This is a genomic window from Bacillus sp. FSL E2-8868, from assembly GCF_038005505.1.
Lineage (GTDB): Bacteria > Bacillota > Bacilli > Bacillales > Bacillaceae_G > Bacillus_A > Bacillus_A mycoides.
Genome location: NZ_JBBOTI010000002.1, coordinates 1136815 through 1150350, shown reverse-complemented (window position 1 = coordinate 1150350; position 13536 = coordinate 1136815). Strand labels below are relative to the sequence as shown.

Genomic DNA, 13536 nt, shown 5'->3' with positions numbered 1-13536 from the left:
TATTTTCGAGCAGTAAGACTCCCACCTCAAAATTTGGCTGGAGCCCTGCGGCTCGTGAACGCCCGATTGGTGTGGGCTAATAATCAGTGGGGGATGAACAAAGCCTCCACTGATTAAAGTTTCACTTTATCCGAACTTGTACAGGGAGTAATATCCAATTGGAAAGTGGGAAATGTTTTTTCAAAATAGGAAAACTTAGTATGACTTCCTCTATTTTGGAAAGTATAAAAAAGAATAATGAGGAAAGGGTGTAGTACATAATGGAACATCCAATTGAAAATTTAATGAAAACAGCAATGACAAATTTAAAAGAGATGGTAGATGTAAATACGATTGTTGGAAGTCCGGTTTCAACAGCTGACGGAAATGTAGTATTAACAGTATCTCAAGTGGCTTTTGGTTTTGGAGCTGGTGGAAGTGACTTTAAAGGTGATTTTATTTCCGAAAAACATAACGGCGGACAAGGGCAGCATAAAGAGAACAAGCAAAGTCATCCATTCGGAGGCGGAAGCGGGGCTGGGGTTTCTATTAGCCCAGTTGCTTTTTTAGTAGTTGGTTCTAACGGTGTGCAAGTGTTGCATCTCAATAGTAGTACACATTTAATTGAAAAAGCGTTAAATACTGTGCCAAGCACTGTGGATAAATTTGTGAATGGTCGCCAAAAGTGAACTTGCATTTTTTAGGAATTATGATATATTAGAAAAAGTGCGCTTTATGACGATCGGAATAATTGAACTGTAAATATATATGATGTGTGGAATAAGGGAGAGGAATTTATGATTAATATCAAAAACTTAGTAGTTGGCTTATGTATGTTAGTAAGCGGTTTTGTTGTATATGTAATAAAAGAAAAAGCTCCATTCTAAAACAGACAAACCGTTAATGTCTGTTTTTAATTTGTAAAAAATGTTGACAAGTTATTGTATTGGTGTTAGAATTTTAATTCGTGTCTCGGTTAAAGCTAGTGTAAAGTAAATAAATCTTATGAATATAATACGAAAAGTTTGCGAAAGATCGGGTAGTCTTACCAACAACTTTTGTGAACAAACCCTATAAATTGTATATGTAAGCTTTATATGTATACTAGTGAATCAAGGAGCGGTCAGTGGAACCGTAATGATGAGAGAGAGGTAGGGCTTTCATCCAGTATATGTTACTTTCCCGTTAGGTGAATATAAAAAAGAGGGCTCCTTTTGAAAAGGAGCCCTCTTTCTATAAATAAATTGAAACTATAATCAGTGGGACCATTCCATTCCCTTTACATGTTAGCTCACAAATAATGTGATAAAAATGATTAAGTGCGGTTTTCAACTTGCTGACAAATTTCATCTGTTGTTAAACCATGTGCTTTAATTACAGATCCTTTTATCGATGTATCTGCAATACCCATCATATTAGAATCTTGCCCGGTTACAACGCAACAATCACACCCATGTGCATCATTTTCAGAGTTAAGTGAAACGACTTCATGTCCTTGTTGCTGAAGAGCTTGTTGAACATCTGTTAAAGAGTTCTCAACACCAATTCTAGCCATAATTTTCACCTCCTACCATCTAGTTGCTAGTATGCTCAAGTCCATAGCATATATTTATGAAAAAATGGTAGGAAGAGAATATTTGTTTAGTCGTTATATACACCAGTAAGCATTTGACTAACGAATTGATCATTTAATGTATCTTGTGCTGAGCTGTTATTAGACTGAATATCGATTGAAGCTGTGTAGTTGTTATGTTTCCTACTATTTGGTTCTACTTCAACGTAATTATTGAATTTACAAAATCCTTTCGTATCCATTAGATCAAATAGTTGTAGCATTTCTACTACCTCTTGTCTCGTTCCTTTAATTTGTACACACGCCATTGTTATTTCCTCCTTCAATTTGACAAATTGTTTTTTAAAAATAGGATTATGATTACTAAATGAAAAATATGAATGTTATTTTTAGACAGCGTTATTTTTGTTATTTTCCCCCTTTTTCACCAAAAGTCGTTGTATATTCCCGGATTTATAAAATCGGACGTCCGTTTATTGAATACAATAGATTCGTATCAATTGGCGAAAACCCTTCTTTTAAACAAATATTTTTTTAGTAGAATTTGACGAAAAAATTTTTTTGACTTTTTGTAAACGTTAACAATGTTATTAAATCAATATAAACAAAGATGTACGTACGATTAAAAATTAAAAATTTTCTAAAAATTCACTTGATTTATTTGAAAAGGAGAGTAGACTAGGAAACAATAAAAAACTCATAGAACATAGGGGGCGCTTTCAAGTGAACGAGCAGTGGATTTTCTTAAATGGAGAATTTGTTCCAAAAGACGAAGCAAAGGTTTCAGTATATGATCATGGCTATTTATATGGCGATGGAGTGTTCGAAGGAATTAGGGTATATAGCGGTAATGTTTTCCGTTTGAGAGAGCATCTTGTCCGGTTATATGAATCAGCGAAATCCATCATGTTAGAAATTCCATATACGTTAGAAGAAGCAATGAAAATCGTTGTTGAAACGATTCGACAAAACAAACTATCTAATGGATATATCCGCCTCGTTGTATCAAGAGGACCTGGGAACTTGGGATTAGATCCCGATTCTTGTACGAAACCAAATGTAGTAGTAATTGCAGAGCAATTATCTTTATTTCCACAAGAATATTATGAAAAAGGGATTCCGATTATAACAGTTGCAACGCGTCGCAATCGCCCGGATGTTTTATCGCCTCAAGTAAAATCTTTAAATTACTTAAATAATATTTTAGTTCGCATTGAGGCGAAATTAGCTGGAGTACAAGAAGCACTTATGTTAAATGACCAAGGATATGTAGCTGAAGGCTCTGGAGATAATGTATTTATTGTGAAGGGAAATAAATTAATTACACCACCAAGTTCTGCTGGAGCGTTAGAAGGTATTACACGAAACGCGATTTTAGAAATCGGCGAAAAGCTTGGATATGACGTAAGAGAAGAATTATTTACAAGGCATGATGTATATGTAGCTGATGAAGTGTTTTTAACAGGAACAGCTGCTGAAGTAATTGCTGTTACGACAGTAGATGGAAGAACGATTGGTTTAGGTAGAACAGGGCCACATACGAATCGTTTATTAGAAGAATTCCGTAAATTAGTTGTAGAAGATGGAGAGAAAATTTACGAAGAAAATAAAGTTGGATAATAGCTCTTATGACATGATAAAGCGTTGATAGGGAGGAGTAGTTGACTGTGAAGCCTCACAGAGAGTCGGTGGTTGCTGGAAACCGATGGTTCACGTCGACGAACATCACCCTTGAGTGCTAAGCTGAAACGTTTGTTTAGGCTTAGACGGTAGCTCCGTTATTAGCTAGACTCATATCCCGAGTCACTGAGGCAAGAGTAATCTTGCAAAGAAGGGTGGTACCGCGAAATCTTTCGTCCCTTCAGCACATAGCTGGAGTGTGGACGTAGGATTTTTTTATTTTATAAATGTTTTAAAAAAGGGGGCTTATAAGAAAAATGTCTTCAAAAACGGAAGAGAAACTGGCAACTGGTGCACAGCTATTGTTAGAAGCGCTAGAAAAGGAAGGAGTAGAGGTGATTTTTGGTTATCCAGGTGGTGCGGTTTTACCTCTATATGATGCGCTTTATGATTGTGAAATTCCGCATATTTTAACGAGGCATGAGCAAGGTGCAATTCATGCTGCTGAAGGATATGCAAGAATTACAGGAAATCCAGGAGTGGTAATTGCAACAAGTGGACCGGGTGCTACAAATGTTATTACTGGTCTAGCTGACGCGATGATTGATTCATTGCCACTTGTTGTATTTACAGGGCAAGTAGCAACAACGTTAATCGGGAGTGATGCTTTCCAAGAAGCTGATATTATGGGGCTTACGATGCCGGTGACAAAACATAATTATCAAGTACGAAAAGCATCGGATTTACCCCGAATTATTAAAGAAGCATTTCATATCGCTAGAACAGGAAGACCAGGCCCAGTCGTAATTGACCTTCCGAAAGATATGGTAGTAGAGAAAGGTGAGCGATGTAGTGATGTACAAATGGATTTACCAGGATACCAGCCTAATTACGAACCGAATCTACTACAAATAAACAAATTATTACAAGCGATTGCGACTTCAAAAAAACCGTTAATTTTAGCTGGAGCAGGTGTATTGCATGCGAAAGCATCGAAAGAATTAACAAGTTTTGCTCGCAAATATCATATTCCAGTTGTTCATACATTACTTGGTCTTGGTGGGTTTCCGCCAGATGATGAACTATTTCTAGGGATGGGAGGAATGCACGGTTCATACACCGCAAATATGGCGTTATACGAATGTGACTTACTTATTAATATAGGTGCAAGGTTTGATGATCGTCTTACTGGAAATTTAGCTTATTTTGCTAAAGAGGCGATTGTCGCACATATAGATATTGATCCAGCGGAAATTGGGAAAAATGTGCCGACTGAAATCCCTATTGTTGCGAGTGCAAAGCAAGCATTAGAAGCTCTACTCAACTTTAAAGAAGGGGAAGTACATCACAATGATTGGCTTTCGTTATTGAATAGTAGAAAAGAAAAGTACCCTCTTTCTTACAAAGAACATGCAGAGCGTATTAAACCTCAATATGCAATTGATATGCTATACGAAATTACGAAAGGGGAAGCGATTGTAACGACAGATGTTGGGCAACATCAAATGTGGGCAGCTCAATATTATCCGCTGAAAAATCCAGATAAATGGGTAACTTCTGGAGGCTTAGGAACAATGGGCTTCGGATTTCCAGCAGCAATAGGTGCACAAATCGCAAAGCCTGAAGAACTAGTTATTGCAATTGTCGGTGATGCTGGATTTCAAATGACCCTGCAAGAACTTAGTGTGTTAAAAGAGCATTCTTTACCAGTTAAAGTTTTTATTTTAAATAATGAAGCTTTAGGGATGGTAAGACAATGGCAAGAGGAATTTTATAATGGGCGATATTCGCACTCCTTACTTTCATGCCAACCAGATTTTGTTGCGCTTGCTAATGCTTATGGCATAAAAGGTGTTCGTATTGAAGACCCACTTCTTGCAAAGCAACAATTACAGTATGCAATTGAGTTAAGAGAGCCTGTTGTAATTGATTGCCGCGTACTTCAATCGGAAAAGGTAATGCCGATGGTTGCCCCAGGAAAAGGCGTTCATCAAATGGAGGGAGTGGAGAAAAGGTGAAGAGAATTGTAACAGCGACAGTTCGAAATCAAAGCGGTGTGTTAAATCGAATTACAGGTGTTATGACACGTAGACATTTTAATATTGAAAGTATTTCAGTAGGTCATACGGAATCATCGGATATTTCGAGAATGACGATTGTTGTACACGTTGAAAATGAACAGCAAGTTGAGCAGTTAATTAAACAACTTCATAAGCAAATCGATGTACTGAAAGTATCAGATATTACAGAAGAAGCGATGATCGCTAGAGAACTTGCACTTATTAAAGTAGCAACGTCTGTAGCAAGAGCAGAATTATATAGTTTAATTGAACCGTTCCGAGCCGCTGTAATAGACGTTGGGAAGGATTCCATAGTGGTGCAAGTAACAGGTACCCAGGAGAAAGTAGAAGCGTTAATTGAATTACTTCGTCCATATGGTTTGAAAGAAATTGCTAGAACAGGTGTAACAGCATTTACACGTAGTATGAAAAAACAAGATAAACAAGTTATGTTAATTCAATAATTATTTAAAAAATAGGGGGAAATGAAAATGGCGAAAGTTTATTATGAAAAAGACGTAACGGTAAATGTATTAAAGGAAAAGAAAGTAGCAATCATCGGATATGGATCGCAAGGCCATGCGCATGCGCAAAACTTACGTGATAACGGATTTGATGTGGTAGTAGGACTGAGGAAAGGGAAGTCATGGGATAAGGCGAAAGAAGACGGTTTTTCTGTATATACAGTAGCGGAAGCAGCAGAAAAAGCAGATGTAGTAATGATTCTACTACCTGATGAATTACAGCCGGAAGTATATGAAGCTGAAATTGCACCAAACTTACAAGGCGGTAATTCTCTCGTTTTCGCGCATGGATTTAATGTTCACTTTGATCAAGTAAAACCGCCAGCTAATGTAGATGTATTTCTAGTAGCACCGAAAGGTCCAGGGCATCTAGTACGTCGTACGTTTGCGGAAGGGGGAGCTGTTCCTGCATTATTTGCAGTATATCAAGATGCAACAGGAGTTGCGACTGAAAATGCACTTTCATATGCAGATGGAATTGGGGCGACGAGAGCAGGTGTATTAGAAACAACGTTTAAAGAAGAAACAGAAACAGATTTATTTGGAGAGCAAGCTGTACTTTGCGGCGGAGTGACTGCACTAGTAAAAGCTGGGTTTGAAACGTTAGTTGATGCTGGTTATCAACCGGAAGTTGCATATTTTGAATGTTTACATGAACTAAAACTAATCGTTGACCTTATGTATGAAGGCGGACTTGAAAATATGAGATATTCAGTTTCAGATACAGCGCAGTGGGGCGACTTCGTATCAGGACCACGCGTTGTAACGGAAGATACGAAGAAAGCGATGGGTGCAGTGCTAGCAGAAATTCAAGATGGTACATTTGCAAGAGGCTGGATTGCAGAGCATAAAGCAGGAAAACCAAATTTCCATGCGACAAATGAGAAAGAAAATGAACATGAAATCGAAGTAGTTGGACGTAAATTACGTGAAATGATGCCTTTCGTACAGCCCCGAGTAAAGGCAGGGGTCAAATAATATGAAGCAAATTTTGTTCATGGATACGACGCTACGTGATGGCGAACAATCACCAGGAGTTAATTTAAATGAACAAGAGAAATTACAGATTGCGAGGCAACTAGAGAGACTTGGTATTAATGTAATGGAAGCTGGATTCGCAGCAGCTTCTGAAGGTGATTTTCAATCGGTAAAACGTATCGCAAATACCATTCAAAATGCTACGGTTATGAGTTTAGCTAGAGCGAAAGAAAGTGATATTCGAAGAGCCTATGAAGCTGTGAAAGGCGCTGTCTCTCCTCGTTTACACGTATTTTTAGCTACGAGTGACATTCATATGAAATATAAGCTTTGTATGTCAAAAGAAGATGTATTAGATAGCATACATCGCTCGGTTACGCTCGGGAAATCACTATTTCCAACAGTTCAATTTTCAGCAGAAGATGCAACAAGAACATCGAGAGCATTTTTAGCGGAAGCAGTAGAAGTCGCGATTCGCGCAGGAGCGAATGTAATCAATATTCCTGATACAGTTGGATATACGAATCCAGAAGAATATTATTCTCTCTTTAAATACTTACAAGAATCCGTTCCGTCGTATGAAAAAGCAATTTTCTCTTGTCATTGTCACGATGATCTTGGGATGGCAGTAGCGAATTCGTTAGCTGCGGTTGAAGGCGGAGCGTTACAAGTAGAAGGAACGATTAATGGAATTGGAGAAAGAGCGGGGAATGCGGCGCTAGAAGAAGTCGCGGTTGCTCTCCATATTAGAAAAGATTTCTATGAAGCAGAATCCTCTATGACATTAAAAGAAATTAAAGCGACGAGTACGTTAGTAAGTCGGTTAACGGGTATGGTTGTACCGAAAAATAAGGCGATTGTTGGAGCAAATGCTTTTGCTCACGAATCAGGTATTCATCAAGACGGTGTATTAAAAGAAGTAACGACGTATGAAATTATTGAACCATCACTGATTGGAGAGTCACAAAATTTATTTGTATTAGGAAAGCATTCCGGGCGCCATGCGTTTACTGAAAAAATGAAAGAACTTGGTTATGAGTTTACAAAAGAAGAACGAGATGTGGTGTTTGAAGCATTTAAAAACTTGGCTGACCGTAAAAAAGAAATTACAGAAGAAGATTTACGTGCGCTTATGCTTGGTGAAGCAGCATTTGCGGCCCAGCAATATAGCATTACTCAATTGCAAGTACATTTCGTATCAAATAGTACACAGTGTGCAACGGTTGTACTAAAAGATGAGGAAGGAAATATGTACGAAGATGCAGCAACTGGTTCTGGAAGTATTGAAGCGATCTATAATGCAATTCAAAGAATTTTAGGATTAGAATGTGACTTAGCGGATTATCGCATACAATCTATAACGCAAGGTCAAGATGCACTTGCACATGTTCATGTTGAATTAAAAGAAGGAACTCATCAAGTATCAGGTTTTGGTGTTGCGCAAGACGTATTAGAAGCATCGGCGAGAGCGTATGTTCATGCGGCCGGAAAATTAAAATCTTTTATTACTCTTGTGAAGTAACTGTTTGATAAGTGAGGGGATCGTCCCTTACTTATCAAAATATATTTCTGAAAATTCAGATAAAAAGGAGTGTTTTAATTGGAAAAACGTATCGTTTGTTTAGCGGGTGATGGTGTTGGTCCGGAAATTATGGAAAGCGCGAAGGAAGTATTGCATATGGTAGAGAGGCTATATGGACATCACTTTCATTTACAAGATGAGTACTTTGGCGGAGCGGCTATCGATTTAAATGGGCAACCATTACCACAGCGAACACTTGCCGCTTGTTTAGCGAGTGATGCGGTTTTACTTGGAGCGGTTGGTGGACCGCGGTGGGATGATGCGAAAGAAAGGCCAGAGAAAGGATTATTAGCTTTAAGAAAAGGACTTGGTGTATTTGCGAACGTTCGTCCTGTAACAGTAGAAAGCGCAACTGCACATTTATCGCCATTAAAAAACGCAGATGAAATTGACTTCGTTGTCGTTCGTGAACTAACAGGCGGTATTTATTTCTCTTATCCGAAAGAAAGAACGGAAGAATCGGCAACTGATACACTTACGTACCATCGTCATGAAATTGAACGTATCGTGTCGTATGCTTTTCAATTAGCGAGTAAGAGAGAGAAAAAAGTAACCTCTATTGATAAAGCGAATGTTTTAGAATCTAGTAAATTGTGGAGAGCTGTTACGGAAGAAGTAGCTCTTCGTTATCCTAATGTTGAATTAGAGCACATTTTAGTAGATGCAGCTGCTATGGAGTTAATTCGAAACCCAAGGAGATTTGACGTTATCGTAACAGAAAATTTATTTGGTGATATTTTGAGCGACGAGGCTTCTGTATTAGCAGGGTCATTAGGAATGCTTCCATCAGCGAGCCATGCGGAAAACGGGCCGTCTTTATATGAGCCTATTCACGGATCAGCGCCAGATATTGCAGGTAAAAATAAAGCGAATCCAATTGCGATGATGCGTTCAGTAGCGATGATGCTTGGGCAATCATTTGGATTAACGAGAGAAGGGTATGCGATTGAAGAGGCAATTTCTGCAGTTCTTCAATCTGGGAAATGTACAGCTGATATTGGGGGGAATGAGACGACAACTTCATTTACGAGGGCAGTTATTCAAGAAATGGAAGAGCAGGCACTAGTAGGGAGAGGAAGATAATGGGGAAAAGGTTACTAGATAAGCTTTGGGAAAGACATGTAGTTGTAACGAATGAAAATGGATTGGATTTATTATATATCGATCTTCATCTCGTTCATGAAGTAACGTCACCGCAAGCCTTTGAAGGCTTGCGGCTTGCAAATCGAACTGTTCGGAGACCGGAATTAACGTTTGCAACGATGGATCATAATATTCCAACGAAAGATGTTTGGAATATTACCGATCGCATTGCGAAGCAGCAATTGGATACACTTCGTGACAATTGTAAACAATTTAAGGTGCGATTAGCCGATATTGGTGATGAAGAGCAAGGAATCGTTCACGTTATAGGACCAGAACTTGGGCTCACACAACCGGGGAAAACGATTGTATGCGGTGATAGCCATACAGCAACCCACGGTGCTTTCGGTGCTTTAGCGTTTGGTATTGGTACGAGTGAAGTAGAACATGTATTAGCAACTCAAACGCTGTGGCAACGAAAACCGAAAGCGATGGGGATTGAATTAAAAGGAAAGTTACCGAAAGGCGTTTATGCAAAGGATATTATTTTGCATCTTCTCTCAAAGTACGGTGTAGCGGTTGGAACGGGGCATGTAATGGAATTCTACGGAGAGACGATTCGTGATATGGGTATGGAAGAGAGAATGACACTTTGCAATATGGCAATTGAAGGGGGAGCGAAAGCTGGCATCATTGCACCAGATGAGAAAACATTTTCTTATGTAAAAGGGCGTGAATATGCACCGAAAGACTATGAAACGTTTACGGGGAAATGGTCGGAGCTTTATACAGATTCAGATGCAATTTATGATTTACATATTTCGGTAGATGTTACGGATTTAGCACCGTATGTCACTTGGGGAACAAATCCTAGTATGGGTGTTCCTATTGATGAAAAATTACCAGAGAAGCATAACGAAAATGATGAAAGAGCATTTTCATATATGGGATTGAGCCCTGGGCAAAGTACGTTTGAAATTCCTGTTAAGCATGTCTTCATTGGTTCTTGTACAAATTCACGTTTATCTGACTTAGAAATTGCTGCATCTGTTGTAAAAGGGAAAAAGGTAAAAGAAGGTGTGCGAGCACTCGTTGTACCAGGATCAAAAAGTGTGAGAGAGCGGGCGATGCAAAAAGGCTTACATCGCATATTTGAAGAAGCGGGATTTGAATGGAGAGAGCCTGGATGTTCAATGTGTCTTGGGATGAATCCAGATCAAGTACCTGAAGGAGAACATTGTGCTTCTACTTCAAATCGTAATTTTGAAGGAAGGCAAGGGAAAGGAGCACGAACACATTTAGTAAGTCCAGCTATGGCTGCAGCAGCTGCGTTATATGGTCATTTTGTTGATATTAGAAAGGAGGGTTACGATGGAACCATTTCATATTCATAAAGGTATTGCCGCAGTACTTATGAATGATAACATTGATACAGATCAAATTATTCCGAAGCAATATTTGAAGAGAATTGAAAGGACGGGATTTGGAAAATATTTATTTGATGAGTGGCGTTACGATAATGAGCGCCATGAAAATCCTAATTTCCCCCTTAATGCACAAGAACGAAAAGGAGCAAGTATATTAATTACAGGTGATAATTTTGGATGTGGTTCTTCAAGAGAACATGCTCCGTGGGCGCTTGCGGATTATGGTTTCCGCGTTATTATCGCCGGAGGATTTGCAGATATTTTTTATATGAATTGTATGAAGAATGGTATGTTACCGATTGTAATGGATAAAGAGATGCGTGAACAACTTGCCAAAACGAATGCGAGAGATCAAATGGAAGTTGATTTAGAGAATGAAGTAATTATTACGAATACGCACAGGTTTCATTTTACAATCGAGAAAATGTGGAAAGAAAAATTATTAAATGGTCTAGATGAAATCAGCATTACAATGCAATATGAACAAGAAATTGAAGAGTATGAAAGAAAAGTAGCTTCATATTAACTAAAAGTAGAATATTCGAAATGTATTTACATTCAGAATTAACTGTTATATAATATGTAAAAAATCAGAGGAGAAAGGGAGTAAGTATTATGAATATCGTGCAATCTATTAAAATGCTTACAAAATTACATCATCATACATGAAACCCTTGAACCTAACGTGAAAACGTGTAGGCACAAGGGTTATTCCCGTTGTACCTACACTCTACTAAAGAGCCTTGTAGGTATTTTGTCTACAAGGCTCTTTTTATTTTCGGTTTGGGTGGATGGAATGGGCATAAATTAAAGAGGGAAGGGTGTGTGAATTCAGATGACAAAGTGGAAACGGGCAAATCCGAATGGAACGAGAGATTACTTATTCGAAGAATGTACGTTAATTGAAGAAGTGGAACAAAAATTAAGACGGACCTTTTTAGAGAGAGGTTATGAAGAAATAAGGACACCTACAATTGAATTTTATGATGTTTTTGCATTTCAAAACAGGCCGATAGATGAAGAAAAGATGTATAAATTTTTCGATGAAAAAGGACGGATTATCGTTTTACGCCCAGATATGACAATTCCTTTAGCAAGAGTAATTGGAACACAGAGAGGAGATATTCCTCTTAAAGTAACTTATAGCGGGAATGTATTTCGGGCGAATGAGTCCCTTACTGGGAAATATAATGAAATAGTGCAAAGTGGTATTGAAATTATCGGGATTGAAAATGTAAGGGCTGAAATTGAATGTGTGATAAGCGTAATTCAAGCACTTCAAAAATTAAAGGTGCAATCTTTCACAATTGAGATTGGGCAAGTGCAGTTATATAAATGTATCGTAAAAAAGCTCCCCATTAATGATGAAGAAGAGAAGTTACTTAGAACGTATATTGAAAGTAAAAATTATGCCGCACTCTCACACTTTATAGAAGAAAAGAAATTAAATCGGTGTGATGAAACAGTAAGGTTACTTGAGAAACTACCAAGGTTATTCGGGAGTTTAGATGTTGTTGAGGAAGCAGAAAAACTCGCCTCAAGTAATGAAATGAAAATGGCCATTGCGAGAGTGAAAGAAATATATGAAACAATTGAACAGTTAGGATATGGCTCTTACATATCAATTGATTTAGGTATGGTTCAACATTTGGATTATTATACGGGTGTTATTTTCAAAGGGTATATATATGAAATTGGAGAAGAGATTGTTAGTGGCGGAAGATATGATGAGTTAATTGGAAATTTTGGAGAGATGATGCCAGCGGTTGGGCTCGCGGTGCAAGTAAATCAAATAGTTAAGGCACTTCAAGAGCAGCAAGAACCATATAAACGAAAGAGAATAGATATTATGATTCATTATGAGTTAAATAGATTAGCAGAAGCGGAAAGGTTACGAAATTTACTTCAAAAGGACGGGAAGAATGCCCAGTTATCTTTATTCTCTAATTTAAACGATACTTTTCAATTTGCAAACAAGAATAAAATAATGACAGTCGTTGAGGCGAAGAGTGAGTCACTAGTGGAATATGTATGGAGAGAGAAATGGATCATCCAGAAAGAAGGGGAGGCTTCATGCGTAACATTCAAATTGCGTTAACGAAAGGAAGATTAGAAAAGCATGTTATTCCACTGTTTGAAAAAATTGGAATTGATTGTTCAGAGCTCAAAGATAAAGGAAGAAAACTTGTGTTTAAAAGTAAAAACACAAACATTTCATTTATTTTAGTGAAAGCGGTAGATGTTGCTACTTATGTAGAACATGGCGTAGCTGATATTGGAGTCGTTGGAAAAGATATATTAATGGAATTTGAGAAAGATATATATGAGATGGTCGATTTAGGAGTGGGCGTGTGTAAATTTTGTGTCGCTTCTATTCCTACGTATAATCCGAAGAGTTATCGAAAAAAACGAATTGCTACGAAATATCCGCACATTACTTCTACATATTTTCATGATAAAGGGGAGGATGTAGAAATTATTAAAATAGAAGGATCTGTAGAGATTGCTCCACTTCTAGGTTTGGCAGATGCCATTGTTGATATTGTTGAAACAGGAAAAACATTACAAGAAAACGGGTTAATTGTATTTGAGGAAATGTGCTCCATATCAGCTCGAATGATTGTGAATAAGGCTGCATTGAAAACTAAAAAAGACGAAATATTCTGTATTATAAATATGATGGAACAAGAAATTTTGTCAGGGAAATAGG

Annotated in this window: 14 protein-coding genes and 1 other annotated feature; of the genes, 12 read left to right on the top strand and 2 right to left on the bottom strand. The window is 37.9% G+C overall.

The features are described 5' to 3' along the window. Positions 1 to 260 precede the first annotated feature (260 nt). Both ytfJ and NSS74_RS16770 read left to right on the top strand, forming a co-directional pair. Complete coding sequence (gene ytfJ / locus NSS74_RS16775; protein ID WP_002030645.1) at positions 261 to 668, top strand: GerW family sporulation protein; 408 nt, start codon at positions 261 to 263, stop codon at positions 666 to 668. 108 nt (positions 669 to 776) lie between these two features. After that, the gene (locus NSS74_RS16770) at positions 777 to 866 is read left to right on the top strand and encodes a hypothetical protein (RefSeq protein WP_000608225.1); all 90 of its coding nucleotides are present in this window, start codon (positions 777 to 779) and stop codon (positions 864 to 866) included. 428 nt (positions 867 to 1294) lie between these two features. On the opposite strand, the gene NSS74_RS16765 is transcribed toward NSS74_RS16770, so the two are convergent. After that, on the bottom strand, positions 1295 to 1534 hold the full coding sequence (locus NSS74_RS16765) for a YkuS family protein (protein ID WP_002011725.1): 240 nt from the start codon (positions 1532 to 1534) through the stop codon (positions 1295 to 1297). Between the two features lie 86 nt (positions 1535 to 1620). Next, positions 1621 to 1860, bottom strand: coding sequence for a DUF3911 family protein (locus tag NSS74_RS16760; RefSeq protein ID WP_002140966.1), 240 nt, complete (start codon positions 1858 to 1860; stop codon positions 1621 to 1623). A 415-nt stretch (positions 1861 to 2275) separates the two neighbouring features. On the opposite strand from NSS74_RS16760, the gene ilvE reads away from it, so the two are divergent. The 10 genes from ilvE to hisG all read left to right on the top strand — a co-directional run bounded on the left by ilvE (position 2276) and on the right by hisG (position 13535). Continuing rightward, on the top strand, positions 2276 to 3172 hold the full coding sequence (gene ilvE, locus NSS74_RS16755) for a branched-chain-amino-acid transaminase (RefSeq protein ID WP_002030649.1): 897 nt from the start codon (positions 2276 to 2278) through the stop codon (positions 3170 to 3172). Between the two features lie 15 nt (positions 3173 to 3187). Continuing rightward, positions 3188 to 3416, top strand: a binding site (T-box leader). A gap of 73 nt (positions 3417 to 3489) precedes the next feature. Next, positions 3490 to 5190: an acetolactate synthase large subunit gene (gene ilvB / locus NSS74_RS16750; protein ID WP_002140967.1), complete on the top strand. Its 1701-nt coding sequence runs from the start codon at positions 3490 to 3492 to the stop codon at positions 5188 to 5190. Beyond that, positions 5187 to 5696, top strand: coding sequence for an acetolactate synthase small subunit (ilvN, locus tag NSS74_RS16745; RefSeq protein ID WP_000822948.1), 510 nt, complete (start codon positions 5187 to 5189; stop codon positions 5694 to 5696). Before ilvB ends, ilvN begins: the two co-directional genes overlap by 4 nt. Positions 5697 to 5717: 21 nt before the next feature. Further along, a complete protein-coding gene (gene ilvC / locus NSS74_RS16740) occupies positions 5718 to 6734 on the top strand; it encodes a ketol-acid reductoisomerase (RefSeq protein ID WP_340813990.1) in 1017 nt (338 codons plus the stop codon). A 1-nt stretch (position 6735) separates the two neighbouring features. Continuing rightward, on the top strand, positions 6736 to 8256 hold the full coding sequence (leuA, locus tag NSS74_RS16735; protein ID WP_002064438.1) for a 2-isopropylmalate synthase: 1521 nt from the start codon (positions 6736 to 6738) through the stop codon (positions 8254 to 8256). Between the two features lie 78 nt (positions 8257 to 8334). Then, the gene (gene leuB, locus NSS74_RS16730) at positions 8335 to 9399 is read left to right on the top strand and encodes a 3-isopropylmalate dehydrogenase (protein WP_002011718.1); all 1065 of its coding nucleotides are present in this window, start codon (positions 8335 to 8337) and stop codon (positions 9397 to 9399) included. Continuing rightward, entirely contained in the window at positions 9399 to 10793 is a 1395-nt protein-coding gene (gene leuC / locus NSS74_RS16725; RefSeq protein ID WP_340813988.1) for a 3-isopropylmalate dehydratase large subunit, read from the top strand. The genes leuB and leuC overlap by 1 nt, the downstream gene beginning before the upstream one ends. Continuing rightward, positions 10771 to 11352, top strand: a complete 582-nt coding sequence (leuD, locus tag NSS74_RS16720) for a 3-isopropylmalate dehydratase small subunit (protein ID WP_340813986.1) — start codon at positions 10771 to 10773, stop codon at positions 11350 to 11352. Before leuC ends, leuD begins: the two co-directional genes overlap by 23 nt. 309 nt (positions 11353 to 11661) lie before the next feature. Continuing rightward, positions 11662 to 12924, top strand: coding sequence for an ATP phosphoribosyltransferase regulatory subunit (locus tag NSS74_RS16715; RefSeq protein ID WP_002140970.1), 1263 nt, complete (start codon positions 11662 to 11664; stop codon positions 12922 to 12924). Then, positions 12900 to 13535, top strand: coding sequence for an ATP phosphoribosyltransferase (gene hisG / locus NSS74_RS16710; protein WP_033708301.1), 636 nt, complete (start codon positions 12900 to 12902; stop codon positions 13533 to 13535). Before NSS74_RS16715 ends, hisG begins: the two co-directional genes overlap by 25 nt. Position 13536 lies beyond the last annotated feature (1 nt).

Coding starts and splice junctions, on each gene's coding strand:
- NSS74_RS16760 (WP_002140966.1), bottom strand. CDS start 1,860: ATGGCGTGTGTACAAATTAAAGGAACGAGACAAGAGGTAGTAGAAATG.
- leuC (WP_340813988.1), top strand. CDS start 9,399: ATGGGGAAAAGGTTACTAGATAAGCTTTGGGAAAGACATGTAGTTGTA.
- leuA (WP_002064438.1), top strand. CDS start 6,736: ATGAAGCAAATTTTGTTCATGGATACGACGCTACGTGATGGCGAACAA.
- leuD (WP_340813986.1), top strand. CDS start 10,771: ATGGAACCATTTCATATTCATAAAGGTATTGCCGCAGTACTTATGAAT.
- ilvC (WP_340813990.1), top strand. CDS start 5,718: ATGAAAATGGCGAAAGTTTATTATGAAAAAGACGTAACGGTAAATGTA.
- ytfJ (WP_002030645.1), top strand. CDS start 261: ATGGAACATCCAATTGAAAATTTAATGAAAACAGCAATGACAAATTTA.
- NSS74_RS16765 (WP_002011725.1), bottom strand. CDS start 1,534: ATGGCTAGAATTGGTGTTGAGAACTCTTTAACAGATGTTCAACAAGCT.
- hisG (WP_033708301.1), top strand. CDS start 12,900: ATGCGTAACATTCAAATTGCGTTAACGAAAGGAAGATTAGAAAAGCAT.
- NSS74_RS16715 (WP_002140970.1), top strand. CDS start 11,662: ATGACAAAGTGGAAACGGGCAAATCCGAATGGAACGAGAGATTACTTA.
- ilvB (WP_002140967.1), top strand. CDS start 3,490: ATGTCTTCAAAAACGGAAGAGAAACTGGCAACTGGTGCACAGCTATTG.
- NSS74_RS16770 (WP_000608225.1), top strand. CDS start 777: ATGATTAATATCAAAAACTTAGTAGTTGGCTTATGTATGTTAGTAAGC.